This window comes from Stenotrophomonas sp. pho (genome assembly GCF_006228405.1).
Lineage (GTDB): Bacteria > Pseudomonadota > Gammaproteobacteria > Xanthomonadales > Xanthomonadaceae > Stenotrophomonas > Stenotrophomonas sepilia.
The window spans coordinates 1,963,382-1,985,810 of sequence record NZ_CP029759.1; the positions used below are offsets into that span (position 1 = coordinate 1,963,382).

Here is a 22,429-nt window from a genome sequence, read left to right on the forward strand (position 1 = left end):
GCAGGTGGCTGAACGGCGGTGCAGGCAAATGAAAACGGCAGCCGCCTGTACCAGCGCGGCTGCCGTGGAGGACCATTCCCGTCGGGGCGGGCAAGACTGCGCCGGGCCAGGCCCGGCGCTGCCTCAGAACTTCCAGTTCACGCCGAAATACAGCTGGCGCCCGGCGTACAGATTGGACAGCAGGCGGGCCTGGCTGTCGTTGCCGATGTAGCTGCGCAGCTCGGACTTGGTGGCGTTCAGTACGGCCGCGGTCACCGTCCAGTCCGGGGTGAGGTTGTAGGCCACGTTCAGGTCAAGCTGGCTGTAAGGCTTGGTGTAGGTGGTCATGCCATTGTTCAGGCCGCCGACCACTTCACCTCGACGGTTGTACGAGGCGCGCGCCAGGAACTTTTCGTTCTCGTAGAACACCGTAACGTTGGCCTGGTTCTTGGCACTGCCGACCAGCGGCGAGGAGCCGATTTCCTCGCCATCCAGCACGATCGAGGCCAGGTTGGTGTCGTTGTAGGTGTAGTTGGCCTGCACGCCCAGCCCGAAGTCGAACGTGTACTGGCCATACAGTTCCACGCCCTGCGACACGCCATCGCGGCCATTGGCCTGGGTCTCGTACTTCTGCACGGTGACCGACTGCCCGCCGACGTTCATCTGCTGGTCGCGCACCACCGGCACGGTGAAGTTGTCCACGTTCTTGCGGAACAGCGAAACACCTGCGACCGCGCCCGGCTTGAAGTACCACTCCAGGCCCAGGTCGAACTGGACCGCCTTGAACGGTTCCAGCGCCTTGTTGCTGCCCGAGCCGTACCAGCCGGGCGTGTCGGTGCCGCCGGTGACGCGGCGGTCGTTGGCGTACTCTTCGCTGATGTAGCGCAGGCCACCGGGATAGGCGATGCTGGTGTAGCTCGGGCGCGCGACCACCTTCGACGCCGCGCCACGCAGCACCAGGTTGTCGGTGATGTCCCAGGCAATGTTGAAGCTGGGCAGCACGTCGGTATAGGTCTTTTCCAGCGACGACAGGGCATACACCTTGTCGCGCACCTGCGGGTCGGGCAGGCGGACGAAGCCACCCTGGCAGCGCAGGTTCGGGTCGGCGGCCGGATCATCGCAGCTCATCGGCGCGCCGCTGGCGTTGTCGATGAAATAGTCGTTGAAGCGCTCGACCGAATCGCTGGACTGGGCGAACTGCTTGGTCCGCACCACGCGCACGCCGATGTTGCCGCGTACCCGCTCAGTGCGGAAGTTGGCCTGGAAGTAGCCGGAATAAATCTTCTCGTTGACGTCGTAGACGAAGTCTTCTTCGGTGCGGTTGTGCGAGCCACCGTAGGTCTTGTTCAGGTAGTCGATGTAGGCCGGGTAGTTGATGCCCGGGAACACGTTGGCGTTGAACGCGCCGGTGATGTTGCTGATCGGGTTGGACAGGAAGAAGCCCGGCTGCGCATCGCCTGCGGTCGGATCGCAACCGGCCTGGTAGCGGTTGTTGTCATAGTCGGACGGATCCAGGCCCGGGCACACCCAATAGGTGTTGCCGGTGTTGCGGTGGACCTTGCCATCGCGGTACTTGGCGCCGAACTGGATCGAATCCAGCCAGCCGGCCTCGAACAGCTTGGTGACGTCGGCCTGGAAGTAGTTCTGCTTGACCTCGGTCTGCATCCACGACGAATCGGTCGAGCCGGTATCGACTTCGGCCACGCCCGCCATCAACTGCTGCTGCAGGTCCGGCGAGAACTGCACCGACGGCGTGCCGGTCAGGTCCCAGGCGGTGTACTGGTTGCCGGACTGCCACTGGTTGCCAACCTTGCGGCGCGGCTTGGCCGACATGCGGAAATTCATCGACGGACCACCTTCGGACCAGGTGCGGCCGCCGGTGAACGAGGCCTTCCACAGCGGGCTGATATCCCAGTCGATGGTCAGGTCGGCGGTCTGCGACAGTGCCTTTTCCTTGCTGTATCCACCGGTGAGCTGCGGAGTGGGGATGGTGCAGTCGTCCGGGCCCCAGCCACCGGGTTCCAGGCCGGCTGCCGCTGCTTCTTCCTCACTGCAGTAATAGGTCTTTCCGGCCAGCTTCTGGTACTGCGCGCCCGTGACGATGCTGCCACTCGGGTCGAAATCCAGGCCGTTGAGCAGGCGGCCGCCGGCCCAGTTGCCGTCCTGGTTGTAGCGGGCCAGGTTCCACTCCGGCACCTTCAGCATGTTCTGGGTGTAGTCACCCTGCAGCTCGAAGCGGAAGTAGTTCGCGGTCATCGTGACGTTGTCGACCGGCTTGAACTGGAAGGTCAGCTGGCCGCCCTTGCGCTCGCGCTTTTCTTCCTTCACCGCGAAGTTCACCGAGGTCGGCATGAAGAATTCGCTGTAGTTCTTGCCAGCCTGGTTGTTGAAGCCGGACTGGCCCCACCAGTAGTGGATGCCATCCTGCTCCAGCAGGTTGCCGTTGGCATCGCGGGCCGTGGTGCCATTGCCGTACCACTGGTAGTCCTCGGTGCTGGCTTCCATGGTGCGGGTGGTGCGCTTCTGCTGGGTCACGCCGACGAGGACGCCGAAGCGCTCATCCTTGCTGTGCCACGAGTACAGCGCGGACGCCTGCGGATCGACATCGTGGCTGGTATCGGAGGTGGTGCCCTCCAGGTTCACGTAGCCGGAGTTGGATTCCATGTCCAGCGGGCGGCGGGTATGCAGGATGACCGTGCCGCCGATGCCGCCTTCGTCGATGCGTGCTTCCGGCGACTTGAACAGCTCCGCGCTGGACAACATGTTCGATGGCAGCAGGGTGTAGTTGAAGGAGCGCGTCGCTTCGTTGTTGGTCTCCGACGAGGCGACGAAGTTGCCGTTCAACTGGGTCAGGGTCAGGTCCGGCGCGAGGCCGCGCACGCTGACACTCTTGCCTTCGCCACCGCTGCGGGTGATGACCACGCCGGGCACGCGCTGCAGTGCGTCGGCCACGTTCTTGTCGGGGAACTTGCCGACGTCCTCGGCGGTGATCACCTCGACCACCGCGTTGGCGTCGCGCTTCTGCTCGAGGCTCTTTTCAATGGCGTAGCGGTAGCCGGTGACCTGGACGCTGTCCAGGGTGATGGCGTCCTGCGAGCCGGTGGAAGCGGCCTGTTGCGCGGCGGCGCCACCCGGAATGACGGCGGCGGCCAAGGCCAGCGCGATGGCCAACGACAATGCGTCCTGGCCATGCGTACGTGTTGAATGCTTCATTCCCATCTCTCCCTCTCTCATGGATTGATCCGGTGACGTGGCACGGACAACTTGAATCGATCTAATTTGAAGTGACTTTGTCGCTGTCGCCAAGCAACTGCCAGTGGCGCCGCGCGCGTGGCCTGGTACGTCCTGTTGCTGCTCCCCCAACTCCCGGCCATCGCAGCGTCGTCTTGGATCGATCTAAGCGATGGGCGGGCGTTTTTTAGCACGGGTCGCCCGCAGGCGCATGCTGCTGCGCAATATGGTACTGGCGTGGCGAAGGGATGACGGTTTGCTGAAATCAGTGAAATCGTTTTCGTGCGCAGGGGAGGGGGAGTTGGCAGGGCTGCGCCCTGCACCTGCGGTAGTGCCGGCCGCTGGCCGGCAACAGCCAAAGCCAAAGCCAAAGCGGCTCTGGGTTGTCTGTGGCTTGGCGGGGCGGTGTCGGATTGCGGGGACGCCGTAAACCCGTCCATGGGGGCTTGGCTGCGGCATCCATGCCGCGGACACCCCGCAATCCGACACCGCCCCACCTTCGACAGTTTCCCGGTGACGGTTGGATTGTCCTGGCGACGGAATGTGGAACGGCATGGGGTCAGATCCGTTTTCCGTTGGAAAACGGATCTGACCCCGATTGATTTCGTTATCCGACAGAGATTCATCCACGCATGGCGTGGATCCACAGATCGCGGAAATCTGTCGAAGGCGGGGTGGGTCCGGTTGCGGGGGGCCAGATCAGTCCGCGGCATGGATGCCGCGGCCAAGCCCCAGGGATGGGTTTACGGCGTCCCCGCAACCGGACCCGTCCCGCCATCCCTCAGGAAACCAGCTTTTGCTTCGGCCTTTGCTTCGGCTTCGGCTGTTGCTTCGGCAGGTGCAGGGCGCAGCCCTGCCGAACACCCCATCTCATGCTGCGCCGCAGAATGCATTCGGCTGAACCTGCATGCTCTACTTGAATCGATCTAAATTCACGGTCTGGTGGGTCGGGCGTCATTCCAGGGGGAGCTCTCTGCAGGTCAGGGCAGGGCTCAGCGGAACGGTGCCGGACGGCCCCGGCCGTCTGCCTCCGCGTCATCGACTACAGGAACCCGACATGCGTCCAGTGCCGTCCGCTCCCGCCGTCCCATTGTCCTCGCGCCCGCTGGTGCGCCTGGCCTGCCTGCTCGCGCTGTCGTCAGTGCCGGTGCTGCTGCAGGCCGCACCGGCCGCGCTGGAACGCGAGGTCAATACCTTCATCGGCAGCAAGGACGACGGCAACACGTTCCCGGGTGCGTCGGCACCGTTCGGCCTGATCCAGGTCAGTCCGATCGGCAGCCACTACTCGGGCTGGCGCTATGACGACGAGAAGATCCGCGGGTTCGGCCACTCCTTCCTGTCCGGCGCGGGTTGCTGGGAACAGGGCGGGCAGGTGTCGGTGCTGCCGGTGACCGGCTCGATCGGTCCGGGTGGCGATTTCGATACCGGCAATGCCAAGCAGTTCGACCACAAGGCCTATGCGTCGGCTTACACCCACGATGGCGAGGTCGGCCAGGCCGGCTACTACAAGGTGCGCCTGACCAGCTACGGTGGCATCGATGCCGAGGCGACCGCGCGTACCCGTGCCGCGGCCGAGCGCTACACCTTCAGCCAGCGCAGCGGCGATGGCCACGTCCTCGTCAACGTCGGCCAGGCTAACGAGCGCCATTCGGTGATCGGCAGCGTGGTCGATGTGGTCGGCGATCGTGTGGTGGAAGGCAAGCTGGTCACCAAGAGCTTCTGTGGTGGCCACCAGTACACCACCTGGTTCCGCATCGAGTTCGACCGTCCCTTCAAGGCGCATGGCACCTGGGGGAGGGCGGTGGCCTGCCGGGCGCGCGCCACAGCATGGAAGGCGAGCAGAAGCCGAACGGCGCCTGGCTCAGTTTCGACCTGGCCAAGGGCCAGTCGGTGACGGCGGTCAGCGCGATCTCGCATGTGGACGCCGAAGGCGCGCGCACCAACCTGCGCGCAGAAGGCATGCAGAATGGGGCGCTGCTCGGCTTCGACCGCATGCGCGCGCTGTCCCAGCAGGCCTGGCGTGAGCAGTTGGGCCGGGTGCGCGTGCAGGGCGGCACCGCCGATGACCGCACCGTGTTCTACAGCGCGGTCTACCACGCGCTGCTGCAGCCGATGACCGGCAACGACGCCGACGGCCGCTACCGTGGTTATGACGACGGTATCCACCGCGCTGATGGTTGGACCTATTACGAGTACTTCTCGCTGTGGGATACCTACCGCGCGCAGAACCAGTGGCTGGCGCTGACCCGCCCGGACGTAGCGCGCGACATCGGCCGTACCCTGCTGGCGATCGACGAACAGGTCGGTTGGCTGCCGCGCTGGGGTTATGCCAACTTCGAGACCAACATCATGACCGGCGATCCGGTCACGCCGTTCATGGTCGACCTGTGGCGCTTCGGCGCGCTCAAGGGCCGTGAATCGCAAGCCTGGGATGCACTGCGCCGCAATGCCTTCGGCACGCCACCACTGAACTCGCGCATGGCCGGCCGTTCCGGCAACCCGACCTACCTGGACAAGGGCTATGTGGTCTACGACCGCGCGTTCCCGTCCAAGGGCATGGACGTCGACCCGCACCACGGCGGTTCGGCGACCTTGGAATACGCACTGGCCGACTGCGCGCTCTCGCAGATGGCCGATGGCCTGGGCCATGCGCAGGATGCGGCGACACTCCGTGAGCGTGGCCGCAACTGGCGCAAGGTGTGGGACCCGCAGGTGCGGGATGCCGAGACGGGTTTCACCGGCTTCCCGCGCCCGCGCACCGAGGATGGCCAGTGGTACACGCCGGCCGATGGCCACTACAGCCCGCGTTCGCACCACGGTTTCCATGAGGGCACGGCGTGGCAGTACCAGTGGCTGGCGCAGCAGGACGTGCCGGGCCTGGTCGAAGCGATGGACGGCCGCGAACAGGCCGGTCGCCGCCTGGATGCGTTCTTCGCGATGGACGCGCTGCAGGCCGATCCGCTCAATGCCGCCCGCAAGGCGTGGGTGGTGGGGCCGTACAGCTACTACAACCAGTTCCGCTACAACCCGAACAACGAGCCGGACCTGCACTCGCCGTGGCTGTACACGCTGATCGGCCAGCCGTGGAAGACCGCCGCCGTGGTGCGTGCCGCGCAGCAGTTGTTCACCAATGCCCCTAATGGCGTGACCGGCAACGATGACCTCGGCACGATGTCGGCCTGGTACCTGTTCAGCGCCATCGGCGTGTACCCGGCGGTGCCGGGCAGCGGCCAGTTCCTGCTGCACGCGCCGCGCTTCAGCAAGGTCGAAGTGGATATGGGCAATGGCCGAACCCTGCGCATCGACGCGCAGGGAGCCGATGGCCGCCGCCTGCAATACGTGCAGGGTGTGCGGGTCGACGGCCAGGCGCATGCACCGGTGTGGTTGGACTGGGACCGCCTGCAGCAGGGCCCGCGCCTGCAGTTCGCGCTCGACGCGAAGGCGCCGGAGCAGGGCTGGGGCACCGCGGTGAAGGACCTGCCGGTGTCCTGGTGCGCGGCACCGGGCAGCCAGCTGCGCTGAGCCGGACTGTGCCGTTCGCGCTGACCCAGCGAACGGCACGGCACGACACGGCCCTGATCCATTAGGCTTGAGCCTCCAGCGGAGTCCGGGAAGACGATGAACGACAACGGCAACAGTCCCAGCAAGCGCGCCGGCAAGGCGGTGACGGTGACCGACATCGCGCGCGCGATCGGCGTGTCACGGGCAACCGTGTCGCTGGTGCTGCGTGGCAGCCCGCTGGTCAACGTCGATACCCGCGCCAAGGTCGAGGCCGAACTGCGCCGCCAGCGTTACGTCTACAACCGCGCGGCGGCCAACCTGCGCCGTCGTACCTCGTCGAGCATCGCGCTGGTGATCAACGATCTCTCCAACCCGTTCTTCGCCGAGTTCGCATCGGGTGTGGACGAGGCGTTGGGCGGGCGTGGCTACGTGACCCTGCTCGGCAGCACGGGTGAATCGCCGGAGCGGCAGCAGGCGGTGCTGTCCACGCTGATGGAGCACACCCCGGCCGGCCTGATCCTGTCGCCGGCCGAGGGCAGCGATACCGCACAGCTGCGGCAGGCACTGGGTGCCAATGCCAACGTGCTGCTGTTCAACCGCGAACTGGCCGGGCCGACTGGGACTTCCTGACCCTGGACAACCAGCACGGCGCCTATCTGGCCACGCGCCACCTGATCGAGCGCGGCCACCGCCAGATCGCGTTCTTCGGGGGCCACGCCGCATCCAGTTCCTGCCACCAGCGCCGCGCGGGTTTCCAGCAGGCGCTGGCCGAGGCCGGTCTTTCGCTGCCGCCGGGCTGGATGATCGAGTCGGCCCCGAACCGCCTGGAAGCGGCAGCGCGCACCGATGAACTCTTCGCCGACGGTCATCGGCCGAGTGCGGCGGTCTGCTACAACGACACCGTCGCGCTGGGCCTGATGCTGGGCTTGAACTCGCGCGGCATCCGTCCGGGCGGCGATTTCGCCGTCACCGGCTTCGATGATATTTCCGAGGCGGCGGTGGCCGTACCGCCGTTGACCACGCTCACCGCCGACCCGCGCGAGCGTGGCCGCCAGGCTGCGGCGCTGCTGTTGCAGCGGCTGGACGAACCCGACGCGCCGCCTCGGCGCACGGTCGCGCCGGTGCAGTTGCGCATCCGCGAAAGCAGTGCCGCACGACCGAACTGATTCCTTCCGCATACCCCTTCCACGCAACAACGACCTTCCGCGCATCGAGGCGCGTACCGCATGCCGATCTCCGCAACGCCCCGTCCATCGGGTTCTTCGGGCAACGCACCCGCCGTCACCAACGGCAAGGCGTTGGCTGTCGTGACCACGATCTTCTTCATGTGGGGCTTCCTGACCTGCCTCAATGACATCCTGATCCCGCACCTGAAGGCGGTGTTCGAACTGAACTACGCCAAGGCGATGCTGGTGCAGTTCACCTTCTTCGGTACTTACTTCCTGATGTCGCTGCCGGCGGGCCGCCTGGTGGCGGCGCTGGGCTACAAGAAGGGCATCGTGGCTGGACTGGTGATCGCCGGCATTGGCGCGCTGGGCTTCTGGCCGGCGGCCGAACTGCGCGTGTACGGCGCCTTCCTCGGTGCGTTGTTCGTACTGGCCACGGGCATTACCGTGCTGCAGGTCGCCGCCAACCCGTACGTCGCGCTGCTGGGCCCGGAACAGACCAGTTCCAGCCGCCTGACCCTGGCGCAGGCGCTGAACTCGCTGGGCACGGCCATCGCGCCGATCTTCGGCGGCATGCTGATCCTGTCCAACACTGTCAAGAGCGCTGACGACATCGCGGCGCTGCCGGCGGCCGAGCAGCTGGCCTACCGTGCCGCCGAGGCGCAGGCCGTGCAGGGACCGTACGTGGGCCTGGCCGTGGCGCTGGTGCTGCTGGCGCTGTTCGTGTTCCTGTTCCGCCTGCCGGCGCTGAGCGACGCCACCGAGCAGGCCGACCAGGGCCACCACCACAGCTACCTGGATGCGCTGCGCAAGCGCCACCTGCTGCTGGGCGTGCTGGGCATCTTCTTCTACGTCGGCGCTGAGGTGTCGATCGGCAGCTTCCTGGTCAACTACCTGTCGATGCCCAACATCGGTGGCTTCAGCGAACAGGAAGCCACGCACTACGTGTCGGCCTACTGGACGATGGCGATGATCGGCCGCTTCGCGGGTTCAGCGCTGCTGGCGCGCTTCTCGCCCAGCCGCCTGCTGGCGATCTTCGCGCTGGTCAACGTGGCGCTGCTGGTCACGACCATGCTGAGCTCCGGCAACATCGCGCTGTACTCGGTGGTGGCGATCGGCCTGTTCAACTCGATCATGTTCCCGACCATCTTCGCGCTGAGCATCGAGCGCCTGGGGCCACTGACCAACAAGGGCTCCAGCCTGCTGATCATGGCCATCGTCGGCGGTGCCGTGGTGCCGTACCTGCAGGGCGTCCTGGCCGACCACATCGGTGTGCAGGCCAGCTTCATCCTGCCGCTGCTGTGCTACGGCTACATCATTTTCTACGGACTGGTCGGCGCGCGTACGCCGGCCTCCGCAACGCAGGGAGGCTGAGTCCGGAATGGGTGCCATCGTTTGCTTCGGCGAAATTTTGATCGATCTACTAGCGCAGCCGCCGGCCTCGGCCGACACGCCGCGCGCCTTCCTGCAGTACGCCGGTGGTGCACCGGCCAACGTTGCCGTTGCGGCCGCACGGTTGGGTGCGAAGACGCAGTTCGTCGGCACGCTGGGCCGCGACATGTTCGGCGACTTCCTGGCCGACAGCCTGGTCGAGCACGGCGTGGGCACGGATTACATCGTGCGTACCGATGCGGCCAAGACCGCACTGGCCTTCGTCGCACTGGATGCCAGCGGCGAGCGCAGCTTCAGCTTCTATCGCCCGCCGGCAGCCGACCTGCTGTTCCGTGACAGCGACTTCCAGGCGGCGTGCTTCGACAGCGCACAGTGCTTCCATGTCTGTTCCAACAGCCTGACCGAAGCGGCCATCGCCGAGGCGACCTTCGCCGGCATGGATCGCGCGCGTGCGGCTGGCGCGGTGGTCAGCCTCGACCTCAATCTGCGTCCGGCGCTGTGGCCGGCGAACGAGGACCCGACACCGCGCCTGTGGCAGGCGCTGGAACGCGCCGACCTGGTCAAGCTGTCGCGCGAGGAGCTGGACTACCTGGCCGCGCCGCTGGGTGCCGATGGCGAGGCAGCGGTACTGCGGCGCCTGCTCGCTGCGCGCGCGCGCTGGGTGATCGTCACCGACGGTGCGGCCACGCTGCACTGGTACACGCGCGACAACCACGGCACGATCACAAGCTTCCGCGTGGCTACCGTCGACACCACGGCGGCTGGCGATGCTTTCGTCGGTGGCGTGCTGGTTGGGCTGCTGGAGCGCGGCGGCGCCGGTGCCGGTTTTGCCGCCTTCTGCAAGGACCCGGAGGCGATCACCGCCACGCTGCGCTTCGGTGCTGCGGTCGGTGCGCTGGCTGTTACCCGCAAGGGCGCGTTCGCCGCGATGCCCTCGCTCGATGAAGTGCAGCAGCTGCTGCAGGCCCAGGACATTACCGCATGAGCACCTCCCCCGACTTCCGTTCGCCCGCGTTCCTGCGCGCGCATATCGCCGACACGATGGCGTTCTACCACCCGCGCTGCATCGACCCGAACGGTGGCTTCTTCCACTACTTCCGTGACGACGGCAGCATCTACGACGCCAACCATCGCCATCTGGTGAGCAGCACGCGTTTCGTCTTCAACTATGCGATGGCCTACCGCGAATTCGGCAACGCCGAATACCGTGAGGCAGTCGAGCACGGCGTGCGCTACCTGCGCGAGGTGCACCGCAACCCGGCCACCGGCGGTTACGCCTGGACCCTGCGCGATGGCAAGGTCGAGGATGACATGAACCACTGCTACGGCGTGGCGTTCGTGCTGCTGGCCTACAGCTGCGCACTGAAGGCCGGTCTCGAACAGGCCCGCGCATGGATGGACGAGACCTGGCAGCTGCTGGAAGCGCGCTTCTGGGACCCGCAGCACGGCCTCTACAAGGACGAAGCCGATGGGCAGTGGAATTTCACCGGCTACCGTGGCCAGAACGCCAACATGCACATGTGCGAGGCGATGCTGGCCGCCTTCGAGGCCAGCGGCGAACAGCGCTATGTGGAGCGCGCGCTGCAGCTGGCCGACAACATGACCCGCCGCCAGGCCGCCAAGGCCGGTGGCCTGGTGTGGGAGCACTACGATTCCAACTGGGAGATCGACTGGGACTACAACCTGGACGACCCCAAGCACCTGTTCCGCCCGTGGGGCTTCCAGCCGGGCCACCAGACCGAATGGGCCAAGCTGTTGTTGATCCTGGACCGCCATGTGCAGGTCGACTGGCTGGTGCCGACCGCGCAGCACCTGTTCGACGTGGCCGTGGCGCGCAGCTGGGACGAGGCGCGGGGTGGCCTGTACTACGGTTTCGCGCCGGAGTCGCGCCGGCAGCCGGGCATGGATGGCGCCCCGATCGGTGGCGACAGTTTCGTCTGCGACGACGACAAGTATTTCTGGGTACAGGCGGAGACGCTTGCGACCGCCGCACTGATGGCCAAGCGTACCGGCGATGACCGCTATTGGCAGTGGTACGAGCGTATCTGGGCGTATTCGTGGGAACACTTCGTCGATCACCGGTACGGCGCCTGGTTCCGCATCCTCGATGCCGACAATCGCAAGTACAGCGACGAGAAGAGCCCGGCCGGCAAGGTGGATTACCACACCATGGGTGCGTGCTACGAAGTGTTGAACGTGGTGCGTTGAGGTTGGCGCGCCGGGCATGGCCCGGCGCTGCCGTGAACTGGACTTGCAGGTAGCGCCGGACCATGCCCGGCGGAAAGACAGGAGCATCCCGTGCATCGCCTTCCCCTCGTTGTCCGCCTGCTCCTGCTGCTGATCGCGGCGTCCGCCTTCCCGGTCGCTGCCACGCCGCTGCAGGCACAGTGGGAGTTCCGTATGCTGCCCGGCGACGCGCAGGGCGCCGCTCATCCAGGTCTGCAGCAATGGCGGGCGGCGACGGTGCCGGGCAGCGTGCACACCGACCTGCTGGCTCACGAACTGATCCGTGATCCGTATGTCGGCGCACCAGAGGCCGAACTGCAATGGATCGGCCTGGCCGCCTGGGAGTACCGCGCCCGCTTCGACGTGGATGCGGCGACGCTGGCCAAGCCCAATGCCGAGCTGCGCTTCGACGGTCTGGATACCTACGCCGACGTCAGCCTCAACGGCAAGCCGCTGTTGCGCGCGGACAACGCGCACCGGACCTGGCGCGCGCGCGTGAATGGGCGCCTGCGGGCCAGGGACAATGAACTGCAGATCGTGTTCCGTTCGCCTATCCGCACCCTGCTGCCGGGCGTGCAGGCAATGCCGCACAAAATCGCTGGCAACTACCCGTCGCCGTATGGCGATGAGCCGAAGGAGGCGATGGTCGGCAACTTCGCGCGGAAGCCGGCCTACCACTTTGGCTGGGACTGGGGGCCTCGCTATGTCACCGCCGGCGTCTGGCGCGGGGTTGACCTGCAGGCCTGGGAGGCTCACCGCCTGACCGATCTTGCGGTGCGTACAGATGCATTGAGCGCGGAGCAGGCGAAGCTGGCCGTGCTGCTGCAAGTGGAGCAGGGCGCGGCGGCGGGCTCGGCCGTGGTGAATGTGGATGTGCGCGATCCGCAGGGCCGCAACGTGGCCCAGGTGCAGCGCACGGTGCTGCTGAAGCCCGGCCAGAACAGCATCGAGGTTCCGGTTGAACTGGCCGATCCGCGGCGCTGGTGGCCAGTCGGCCACGGTGCGCAGGACCGCTACATGGTGCAGGCCCGCCTGGACCAAGGTGGCACGCCGGAGCTGGCGCGCGAACAGCGCATCGGCCTGCGCACGGTCGAACTGCGCCGCGAGGAAGACCGCAAGGGCGGGCAGGGCTTTGCCTTCGTCATCAACGGCGTGGAGATCTTCGCCAAGGGCGCCAACGTCATTCCGTTCGATGCCTTTCCCGCTCGCGTCGATGCCGCACGTCTGCGCTAAGTGCTGACGGCCGCGCGCGACGCCAACATGAACATGCTGCGCAACTGGGGCGGCGGCTACTACGAGGACGACGCGTTCTTCGACATCGCCGACGAACTGGGCCTGCTGGTCTGGCAGGACTTCATGTTCGGCGGCGGCATGCAGCCGGGCTACGATCCGGCGTTTCGTGCCAACGTGGTGGCCGAAGCACGCGACAACGTGCGCCGTCTGCGCCATCACCCCAGCATCGTGCTGTGGTGTGGCAACAACGAGGAAGAAACCGCCTGGAAGGACTGGGGCCACGGCCGCGACCTGAAGGCGGCCAACCCGGCATTTGCGGCGAAGGTCTGGCAGGGCTACGTCGACCTGTTCGGCAACGACCTGCGCCAGGTAGTGGGCGAGGAGGGGCTGGGCGTGCCGTACTGGTCCAGCTCACCGAGCAACGACCTTGACGAGAAGGCCAACGATTCAACGCGTGGCGACAAGCACTACTGGCAGGTCTGGGGCAATCCGGCGTTGCCGGTGCAGGCCTACCTGCGCGAGACGCCGCGCTTCATGTCCGAGTACGGGCTGCAGGCGTGGCCGTCGGTGGCGACAGTGGACCAGATCGCCACCCGCGCCGAACAGCGCATCGACAGCCCGGTGATCCGCGCGCACCAGAAATTCATGGCCGGCGAGGGCAACAGCCGCCTGCTGCACTACATCGAACTGGGTTACGGCACGCCGAAGGACTTCGAGGACTTCGTCTATCTCAGCCAAGTGATGCAGGCCGATGGCATCGCACTGGCGGCGCTGCATCATCGCGCCTCGCGGCCATACACGATGGGTTCGCTGTACTGGCAGCTCAACGATGTCTGGCCCGGCGCCTCGTGGTCCAGCGTGGACTATTTCGGCCGCTGGAAGGCGCTGCACTTCGCCGCGCGGCGTTTCTTCGCGCCAGTGACGGTGGCAGCGCTGCGCGACGAGGGCAGCACGCGGGTGCGCCTGATCAATGATGGCGCCTCACTGGAAGCGCGCTGGCGTCTGCGGGTGATGGACGTGGAGGGGAAGGTGCTGCGTCGTCGCGAGGAAACGGTGACGTTGGTGGCGGCGGGTGTCACCTCGATGGGCGATTTCAGCGATGCAGAGCTGCTGGCCGGTGCCGACCCGACGCGTACGGTGGCGGTGTTCGAGCTGCTGCAGCACGGCGACGTGAGCGCGCGGCAGGTGGTCGGTTTCGTTGAGGCCAAGGACCAGCTGTTGCCGCGGCAGAAACTCAAGGCCACGTTGTCCATCGAAGGGGACCACTATCGTCTGCGGCTGGAAAGCGCGGCGTACGTGCGCGCGGCGTGGATCGACTTCGGCGCGCTGGATGTGCAGGTCGAAGACAACCTGCTGGACCTGCTGCCGGGCGAAACACGTGATATCGCGGTGCGCGGCCCGGTGGATCTGGTTACCCTGCGCGAAGCGCTGAAGGTGAAGACCCTCAACGACCGTTGAGGGGTTTCCCGCTTTGGTAGGTGCCAACCTTGGTTGGCACACCAGCAGCATGCCAACCAAGGTTGGCACCTACCATTTTGCTTACAGCTGGATCTGCTGGAAATTCTCGACCCGTTCGTGGCCGTTGGCGGCCTGGCCGGTACGCGGCATCGGGTAATCATCCAGGCGATCGATCAGGCGGGTCTGCAACCCGGCTTCGCGGGCGGCATCCAGTTCTTCCACCACATCGGACAGGAACAGGATCTCGCCGGCCGGTACGCCGATGGCCTGCACGATGCGGCGGTAGCTGTCGGCCTCGCGCTTGCCGCCGACTTCGGTATCGAACCAGCCCGACACCAGCGGGCTGAGGTCGCCGGCGTCGCTGAACCCGAAGAACAGCTTCTGCGCCGGCACCGAGCCGGAGGAGTACACGTACAGCGGCAGGCCGGAAGCGTGCCAGCCCTTCAGCACCGGCGCTACTTCCGGGTAGAAGTGCGCGGTGTAGTCGCCACGGCGGTAGCCTTCGTCCCAGATCAGCCCCTGCAGCGCCTTCAGTGCAGTGTGCTTGCGGTCCTGGTCGATCCAGCCCTGCAGCGTCTCGGCCACGAGGCTGTCCTGGCAGGCACCGCCGATCTCGGTAGCCACCGCATCCAGCCAGCGGCGGACGTCCGGCTGCTGGCCATGCTCGGCGACAAACGCGGGCAACGCCTTGCGCGCATAGGGGAACAGCACGTTCTTGACGAACGAGATGCTGCTGGTGGTGCCTTCGATGTCGGTCAGGATGACGCGGGCTTGCATGGATCAGGACGCCTGGGTGGGTACGTAACGAGGGAACTTCTGCGCGATGTCGGTGCCGGTGAAGTGACCGACCCAGCCGTCCGGCTCGGTGAAGAAGCGGATCGCCACGAAGCTGGGTTCCTCGCCCATGTCGAACCAGTGGGTGGTGCCATCGGGCACGGCGATCAGGTCGTCCTTCACGCATTCGATCTCATAGACCTTGTCACCCACGTGCAGGGTGAACAGGCCCGAGCCAGCAACGAAGAAGCGCACTTCGTCTTCCTTGTGGAAGTGCTCGTCGAGGAACTTCTTGCGCAGCTCGGCGCGATTCGGGTTGTCCGGGGCGATCGAGGCTACGTCCACGCTCTTGAAGCCGCGCTCGGCGACCAGGCGGTCGATGTCAGCGCGGTAGGCGGCGAATACTTCCTCCTGGCTGGCGCCCGGTGCGACGGGCGCGGTGGCCTGCCAGCGCTCGAAGGTGACGCCGATCTTCTGCAGCTCGGCAGTGATGACCGCGCCGTCCTGGGTGTCCAGCAGCGGCGAATCGGGGCGGGTGTCGTCGTAGATGCGCAGTCGGCTCATGGCGGCAGCTTGAACGTCTTGGGGGGAAGACAGGGTAGCAGGGTGGGTGTAGGGCGCAGATTCCGGATCAGCATCTGCACCTGCGCGCCGGTTCAGCCGCGCAGCCTGCGCAGCTCCAGTTCGCAGTGGAACAGGAACTCGAACGCTTCCAGGTGGCGGCGTGCCTCGGCCATGTCGCGGCCCCAGGCGTACAGGCCGTGGCCATCGATCAGATAGCCCCACAGGTTCTGCCGGTCGAGCAGGTTATCGACCTGCTTCGACAGCACGTTCATGTCCTGGGTGTTGGCGAACACCGGCACATCGATGGCCATTTCGTGAGTACTGTTGCCGGCGAAGGCCTTCAACAGCTCGTAGCCTTCCAGGCGGATATGACCCTGCGGCGCGTACAGGCGCGAGGCGATGGTCTGTACCGGCGAGTGCGTATGCAGCACGCAGCCGACGTCCGGGAAGCGGCGGTACAACTGGGTGTGCAGCAGGGTCTCGGCGGACGGGCGCAGCGGACGGCCGACGGCCTGGCCGTCGAAGTCCACCACCATGATGTCGTCCTCGATCAGGCGGCCCTTGTCCTTGCCGGACACCGTGATCGCGGCGTGGCGATCGTCCAGGCGGTGGGAGAAGTTGCTGCTGGTGGCCGGGGTCCAGCCGGCGTGGGCCAGTTCGCGGACGTTGTCGATCAGCAGCTGGGCCAGTTCGCTCAGGCGCGCGGTGTCGTAGGGGAAGGTGGGGGCGTTCATGCCGACGATTTTACTGGATTCGGCCAACGGCTGAGCCCCTCGTGGCGGGTCGTATAGAGCGGTTCATGGGCGGGGCGGGGCAGGTGGGCCGTGCAGGGGACGCTGCAAGTACGTCCCTGTAAGCTCGATGGCGCCATCCATGGCGCCAGCGCCCCTACACGGCCCACCCGCCCCGCCTCTGACAGGTTCCGGTGTACGGCCGGCCACGGAGTGAAGAAGGAAAAGCGAAAAGCGGGTCGCGGCGCTGCGCTTGCTCGGAGCCGAGCATGGCTCGGCTCTACAGGGAATTCATCGACCGGAGAGAATTCATCTCTCAGACGCAATTCATCCACGCATGGCGTGGATCTACCGGACGTGCCAGGAGACTGTCGGAGGCGGGGAGGGGGGAGGTTGCGGGGGCGTGAGCCGCATGGATGCGGCGACCGAGCTTACAGGGATGTACTTGCAGCGTCCCCCGCAATCTCCCCCTCCTCGCCAAACCCTCAGTCCAGCTGTTGCTGTTGACGTTGCTCCAGCGGGTGCAGGGCCGCAGGCCCTGCAATGCAAAAAACCCTACTTCACACGCAGCCGGCTGTGCCTGAAGCCGTAGCAGAAATAGATCACGAAACCGACGAAGGTCCAGACGCCCATCAGCATCCAGTTGTGCATCGTCATCGCCGACAGCAGGGCAACGCAACTCAGCACGCCCAGGCTGCAGATCAGCCAGGCCATCGGCATGCGGAACGGGCGCGGCAGGTCCGGCTGGGTGCGGCGCAGGATCAGCACGCCGGCACACACCGCCGCGAACGCGATCAGCGTGCCCATCGAGGTCAGCTCGCCAAGGATGTCCAGTGGGAACAGCGCCGCCAGCAGCGCGATGCCGATGCCGGTGATCACCGTGTTGATGTGCGGGGTGCGGTACTTCGGGTGGATCCTGGTGAACACCGGCGGCAGCAGGCCGTCGCGCCCCATGATCATGAAGATGCGCGGCTGGCCGATGATCATCACCAGTACCACCGAGGACAGGCCGACCAGCGCGCCGACCTCGACCACCCAGCGCAGCCAACCCAGCTGCGGATGCGCGGCCACCGCGGTCACCACCGGTTCGTCGGTGCCCAGCAGCTGGAACGGCACCAGGCCGGTCATCACCGCCGCCATCGCGATGTAGAGCACGGTGCAGACCACCAGCGACAGCATCATGCCGATCGGCATGTCGCGCTGCGGATTCTTCGATTCCTGCGCCGCCACCGACACCGCCTCGAAGCCGATGTAGGCGAAGAACACCATCGCCGCGCCACGCAGCACGCCTTCCATGCCGTACTTGCCGGGGCCTTCATTGGCTGGGATGAACGGCGTCCAGTTGCTGGTGTCCACGTACTTCCAGCCGACCACGATGACCAGCAGGATCAGGCCGGTCTTGAGCACGACCATCGCCATGTTCATTGCCGATGACTTGCTGATGCCGACGTAGCACAGCCAGGTCAGCAGCAGTACCAGCGCAGCGGCCGGCAGGTTGGCGATCGCGCCGGTGGGGCGCAGCTGTGCATCGAGTGGCGCACTGACCAGCGCCGCCGGTAGATGGATGTCGAACTGGCTGAGCAGGCTGAGGAAATAGCCGGTCCAGCTGACCGCCACCGCCGACGCAGAGACGCCGTACTCAAGCACCAGCATCCAGCCGATGAACCAGGCCGACAGTTCGCCGAAGGTGGCGTAGGTATAGGTATAGGCGCTGCCGGAAACCGGCACCATCGAGGCGAACTCGGCGTAGGCCAGCGCGCAGAAGGCGCAGCAGATGGCGGCCAGCACGAACGACAGCATGATCGCGGGGCCGGCGTGATTGGCGGCGGCCTGGCCGGTGATGACGAAGATGCCGCCGCCGATCACGGCACCGATGCCGAGGGCGGTCAGGCCCCAGGGGCCGAGGTGGCGGCGCAGGCTCAGGCCGTTGGCGTCTTCATGGGCGGCATGCGGGTGCTTGGTGGCCCACAGTTGCTTGAACATGTCTGGTGGTCTTGTCGAAGCGCGCCGTGTCTGGCGCGCGGGGAAAACGGACGGGCCGGCACAGGGCCGGCCCGTAGGCGGATCAGGGTGACTTGGCCAGCTTGCTGTTGCGCATGCCATAGCCGAGATAGATCAGCATGCCCAGCACGGTCCAGCCGACGAACAGGTGCCAGTGCACCACGAACGCCTGCCAGAACAGGAACAGGCAGGCCGCAGCGCCAAGCGGGCAGATGATCCACACCGCCGGCACGCGGAACGGGCGGTGGATCTCCGGCTTGGTATAGCGCAGCACCAGCACGCCGATGCAGACCGTGGCGAAAGCCAACAGGGTGCCCATCGACACCAGTTCGCCCAGCACGTTCAGCGGCACCAGGCCGGCCAGTGCGGCGGCGATCACGCCGACCACGATCGTGGCCCAATAGGGGGTGCGGAAACGAGCGTGGACCTTGCCGAAGAACTTCGGCAGCAGGCCGTCGCGGGAAATGGTGTAGGCGATGCGGGTCTGGCCCATCATCATCACCAGCACCACCGAGGACAGGCCGGCGATGGCGCCGATCTCGACCAGGGTCTTCAGCCAGGACAGGGTCGGGTAGGGCTCCAGCGCGGTGGCCACCGGCTTGTCGGTGCCCAGCAGGTGGTACGGCATCATGCCGGTCAGCACCGCGCAGACGATGATGTAGACGATGGTGCACACGGCCAGCGAGCCGAGCAGGCCGATCGGCATGTTGCGCTGGGGATCCTTGGTTTCGCCGGCGGCGGTGGAGACCGCGTCGAAGCCGATGTAGGCGAAGAACACGATGGTGGCGGCGCGGAAGATGCCGCTCCAGCCGAACTCACCCGGCACGCCGGTGTTTTCCGGAATGAAGGGCTGCCAGTTGGCCGGATCGATGTGGGCCGCGCCGATGCCGATGAACAGGCAGATGACGGTGACCTTGATCGCCACGATGATGGCGTTGACGAACGCCGACTGGGTCACGCCCACGTACAGCAGGCCGGACACCGCCGCCACGATCAGCACCGCCGGCAGGTTGAACAGCTTGCCGGAAGAGACGAACTCGCTGCCGGTCCAGGCGATGGGCGCGGCGCTGAGCAGGTCCGGGAAGGGCATGTGCAGCGTGGTGGTGATGAAGCTGATCAGGTAGGCCGACCAACCCACCGCGACCGACGCCGAGGCGAACAGGTACTCCAGCACCAGGCACCAGCCGATGAACCAGGCCATGCCCTCGCCGAGGGTGGCGTAGGAGTAGGAGTAGGCACTGCCGGAGACCGGCATCATCGCCGCGAACTCGGCGTAGCACAGGCCCGCCAGGGCACAGGCGAAACCGGCCAGCACGAAGGACAGCATCACCGCCGGGCCGGCGTGGTTGGCCGCGGCCTGGCCGGTCAGCACGAAGATACCAGCGCCGATCACCGCACCCACGCCCAGCAGGATGAGGTGTTTAGCCGTGAGGGTCCGTTTCAACGTGGCTTCGCCGTCCAGGCTGCCTTCGATGGGTTCGCCGGCATCGACGTGCCCGGCCGGCTGGACCGGCTTGACCCTCAACAGAGCTTTCAGCATGCAGTACTTCCTAATGATCGGATGGGGTGGGCCGCCGATACGTTGCCGGCAACCTTGAATGGTGAAGGCCGTGCGAACGGCCCGCTGTACCTTAGCCAAAGCTGAAGCCAACGCACAAGCGCAATCGCAACAATGAACGGCGATAATGAGCAGTATTTTTCCGAACCGCCCCCATTCATGCGCCAGATCGCCGAAACCCTTGCCGTGCTTGATGATCGCCTGCGCGGTCTGTTGCGGGACTATGCCCGCCGCGAGCCCGCCCACGACGCACTGGCTGCCGAATTCGGCACATTGCTGGACGATCCAGAAGATCCGTTCCGTCGCGAACGGCTGGCCGGGCATTTCACCGCCAGCTGCTGGCTGGTCAGTGCCGACGGCCAGCGCCTGCTGCTCACCCATCACCGAAAGCTGCAGCGCTGGCTGCAGCTGGGCGGTCACGCCGACGGCGACCGTGATCTGGCGCAGGTGGCGCTGAAGGAAGCCGAGGAGGAGTCCGGGCTGAGCGGCCTGGTACTGGAAGACCCGGCCATCTTCGATCTGGACAAGCATTGGATTCCGGAGCGCAAGGACGTGCCGGGGCACTGGCACTACGACGTGCGTTTCGTGATCCGGGCGCTGGGTGGCGAGGCCTTCGTGCTCAGCGAGGAATCGCTCGACCTGGCCTGGCGGCAGGTGACCGAAGTCGCGGCCGACCCCGAATCGGATGAATCCATGCAGCGCATGGCGCGCCGCTGGCTGGCACGTTGATGCTCTCGGACGGCTGTGCCGCGTTTGTTGCGGCTCATGCGTGTGGCGAGGCGAAGCAGGATGCTGCCCTTGCGATGATCAAGGCTGCATTGCCAGTCATCACATCCATCGACTGGGAGCGCGTGCCATCACGCCTGGAGGTCCCCGGGGTGGGGCGGGAGCGGCTGGCGCAGGAGTTGAGCGACATTGCAGATGCTGTTGGCTTGCCAAGCGAGGCTGCGTTGACGGTTGTCCAGGTGGATGGGGCGGTACCTTCGCTGGGCAGCCGCCTGCAGGACTGGCTGGTTCATGCCGAGGAGCTGGATTTCGTCGATACGCTGTTCCTGTCGATGGAAGACAGGGTTCTGATCCATTGGGACTTTTACAAGAACCTCCACGCCGTAAGGTTCTGAGGTGTTCCATCCACGCATGGCGTGGATCTACTGCGGGATCGCGCGAAACGCCAGTAGATCCACGCCATGCGTGGATGGCGCGATGCCGGAAGCACTCCGCCGGGGTATGCCCGGCGACGCCTTGCTCAATACAGAATGCGCGTCCGCAGCGTGCCCGGAATCGCGGCCAGCTCGTCGCGCACGGCGGCGGCCTGTGCCTCGCTGGCGGTGATGTCGATCACCACGTAGCCCACCTTCGGGTCGGTACGCAGGAACTGGCCGTCGATGTTGACGTTGTGGCGCGAGAAGATCTCGTTGACCCTGGACAGCACGCCCGGCACGTTCTGGTGGATGTGCAGCAGGCGCAGGCTGTCTTCGTGTTCGGGCAGGGTCACTTCCGGGAAGTTGACCGCCGACAGGGTGCTGCCGTTGTCGCTGTAGCGCACCAGCTTGGCTGCTACTTCCACGCCGATGTTGTCCTGCGCTTCCAGCGTGCTGCCGCCCACGTGCGGGGTCAGGATCACGTTGTCGTGGCGGGTCAGCGGCGACTCGAAGATATCGCCGTTGCCCTTCGGTTCGACCGGGAACACGTCCAGCGCGGCACCGCCGACGTGGCCGCTGGCCAGCGCAGCATCCAGCGCATCGATGTCGACCACGGTGCCGCGCGCGGCGTTGATCAGGTGCGCACCCTTGCGCATCTTCGCCAGCTCGGTGCTGCCGATCATCCACTGCGTGGCCGGCGTCTCCGGCACGTGCAGGGTGACGATGTCGGCGCGCGCCAGCAGGTCGTCCAGGCTGGCCGCGGCACGCGCATTGCCCAGCGCCAGCTTGGTTTCCACGTCGTGGAAGATCACCTGCATGCCCAGCGATTCGGCCAGCACGCCGACCTGGGTGCCGATGTGGCCATAACCAATGATGCCCAGCGTCTTGCCACGCACTTCATGGCTGCCGCTGGCCGACTTCGACCAGCCGCCGCGATGGCATTCGGCGTTCTTCTGCGGGATGCCGCGGGTCAGCATGATCGCCTCGGCGATCACCAGCTCGGCCACGCTGCGGGTATTGGAATAGGGCGCATTGAACACCGGGATGCCGGCCAGTTCGGCCGCATCCAGGTCGACCTGGTTGGTGCCGATGCAGAAGCAGCCCACCGCGATCAGGCGCTTCGCCTCGGCCAGCACCTCGGCGCTGAGCTGGGTGCGCGAACGGATGCCGACAATATGTGCCTCGGCGATGCGCGCCTTCAACTCGTCCTCGGGCAGCGCCTTGGTGTGTGCCTCGATCTGGCTGTAGCCGGCGGCGCTGAACACCTCCACGGCGGTCTGGCTGACCCCCTCCAGCAACAGCACGCGGATATCCTGCTTCGGGAACGAGGTCTTCTTCGGCGACATGGGGCAACACGGCCAGTGGGACAGGGGCCAACCACTATGCCAGATCACGGCGCTCATGGTGCAGTGCGCAATTGGTTGCATCCGTAGCTATCTGCCTGTCTGCAGGGCTGGACGCTGGCGCGTGCCG

At 66.0% G+C, this 22,429-nt stretch carries 12 protein-coding genes and 3 pseudogenes; 8 read left to right on the plus strand and 7 right to left on the minus strand.

All coding sequences use genetic code 11. From position 1 onward, the window contains the following. Nucleotides 1-123: 123 nt before the first annotated feature. Entirely contained in the window at nucleotides 124-3,198 is a 3,075-nt protein-coding gene (locus tag DL544_RS09275; RefSeq protein WP_139728096.1) for a TonB-dependent receptor, read from the minus strand. Nucleotides 3,199-4,267: 1,069 nt separating this feature from the next. Between DL544_RS09275 and DL544_RS09285 the strand changes: the two are divergent. The 6 genes and pseudogenes from DL544_RS09285 to DL544_RS22380 all read left to right on the plus strand — a co-directional run bounded on the left by DL544_RS09285 (nucleotide 4,268) and on the right by DL544_RS22380 (nucleotide 14,186). After that, nucleotides 4,268-6,732 (plus strand): annotated as a pseudogene (locus DL544_RS09285) (GH92 family glycosyl hydrolase). 96 nt (nucleotides 6,733-6,828) lie between these two features. Then, nucleotides 6,829-7,877 (plus strand): annotated as a pseudogene (locus DL544_RS09290) (LacI family DNA-binding transcriptional regulator). A 60-nt stretch (nucleotides 7,878-7,937) separates the two neighbouring features. After that, nucleotides 7,938-9,251, plus strand: coding sequence for an L-fucose:H+ symporter permease (gene fucP, locus DL544_RS09295; RefSeq protein ID WP_005416346.1), 1,314 nt, complete (start codon nucleotides 7,938-7,940; stop codon nucleotides 9,249-9,251). Nucleotides 9,252-9,258: 7 nt separating this feature from the next. After that, on the plus strand, nucleotides 9,259-10,254 hold the full coding sequence (locus DL544_RS09300; RefSeq protein WP_065184967.1) for a carbohydrate kinase family protein: 996 nt from the start codon (nucleotides 9,259-9,261) through the stop codon (nucleotides 10,252-10,254). Then, nucleotides 10,251-11,477, plus strand: a complete 1,227-nt coding sequence (locus tag DL544_RS09305) for an AGE family epimerase/isomerase (protein ID WP_139727036.1) — start codon at nucleotides 10,251-10,253, stop codon at nucleotides 11,475-11,477. Before DL544_RS09300 ends, DL544_RS09305 begins: the two co-directional genes overlap by 4 nt. A gap of 90 nt (nucleotides 11,478-11,567) precedes the next feature. Beyond that, a pseudogene (locus tag DL544_RS22380) lies at nucleotides 11,568-14,186 on the plus strand (beta-mannosidase). An 81-nt stretch (nucleotides 14,187-14,267) separates the two neighbouring features. Here DL544_RS22380 and mtnC read toward each other — a convergent pair. The 5 genes from mtnC to DL544_RS09335 form a co-directional block, all read right to left on the minus strand. Beyond that, entirely contained in the window at nucleotides 14,268-14,963 is a 696-nt protein-coding gene (gene mtnC / locus DL544_RS09315) for an acireductone synthase (RefSeq protein WP_061479251.1), read from the minus strand. A 3-nt stretch (nucleotides 14,964-14,966) separates the two neighbouring features. Next, nucleotides 14,967-15,524 carry a 1,2-dihydroxy-3-keto-5-methylthiopentene dioxygenase gene (locus DL544_RS09320; RefSeq protein ID WP_065177596.1) on the minus strand — a complete coding sequence of 186 codons (558 nt, stop codon included), beginning with the start codon at nucleotides 15,522-15,524 and terminating at the stop codon, nucleotides 14,967-14,969. A 92-nt stretch (nucleotides 15,525-15,616) separates the two neighbouring features. Continuing rightward, the gene (locus DL544_RS09325; protein WP_139727037.1) at nucleotides 15,617-16,258 is read right to left on the minus strand and encodes a methylthioribulose 1-phosphate dehydratase; all 642 of its coding nucleotides are present in this window, start codon (nucleotides 16,256-16,258) and stop codon (nucleotides 15,617-15,619) included. Nucleotides 16,259-16,810: 552 nt separating this feature from the next. Continuing rightward, a complete protein-coding gene (locus DL544_RS09330; RefSeq protein ID WP_005416353.1) occupies nucleotides 16,811-18,238 on the minus strand; it encodes an amino acid permease in 1,428 nt (475 codons plus the stop codon). Between the two features lie 82 nt (nucleotides 18,239-18,320). After that, the gene (locus DL544_RS09335) at nucleotides 18,321-19,796 is read right to left on the minus strand and encodes an amino acid permease (protein ID WP_005416354.1); all 1,476 of its coding nucleotides are present in this window, start codon (nucleotides 19,794-19,796) and stop codon (nucleotides 18,321-18,323) included. 132 nt (nucleotides 19,797-19,928) lie between these two features. Here DL544_RS09335 and DL544_RS09340 point away from each other — a divergent pair, with 132 nt between their 5' ends. Both DL544_RS09340 and DL544_RS09345 read left to right on the plus strand, forming a co-directional pair. Continuing rightward, nucleotides 19,929-20,543 (plus strand): NUDIX hydrolase, encoded by a 615-nt coding sequence (locus DL544_RS09340; RefSeq protein WP_081275722.1) that lies wholly within the window; start codon nucleotides 19,929-19,931, stop codon nucleotides 20,541-20,543. After that, nucleotides 20,543-20,935: a hypothetical protein gene (locus DL544_RS09345; protein WP_065184959.1), complete on the plus strand. Its 393-nt coding sequence runs from the start codon at nucleotides 20,543-20,545 to the stop codon at nucleotides 20,933-20,935. Before DL544_RS09340 ends, DL544_RS09345 begins: the two co-directional genes overlap by 1 nt. A gap of 125 nt (nucleotides 20,936-21,060) precedes the next feature. Here DL544_RS09345 and serA read toward each other — a convergent pair whose 3' ends face one another. After that, nucleotides 21,061-22,302, minus strand: coding sequence for a phosphoglycerate dehydrogenase (gene serA, locus DL544_RS09350; RefSeq protein ID WP_005416356.1), 1,242 nt, complete (start codon nucleotides 22,300-22,302; stop codon nucleotides 21,061-21,063). Nucleotides 22,303-22,429 lie beyond the last annotated feature (127 nt).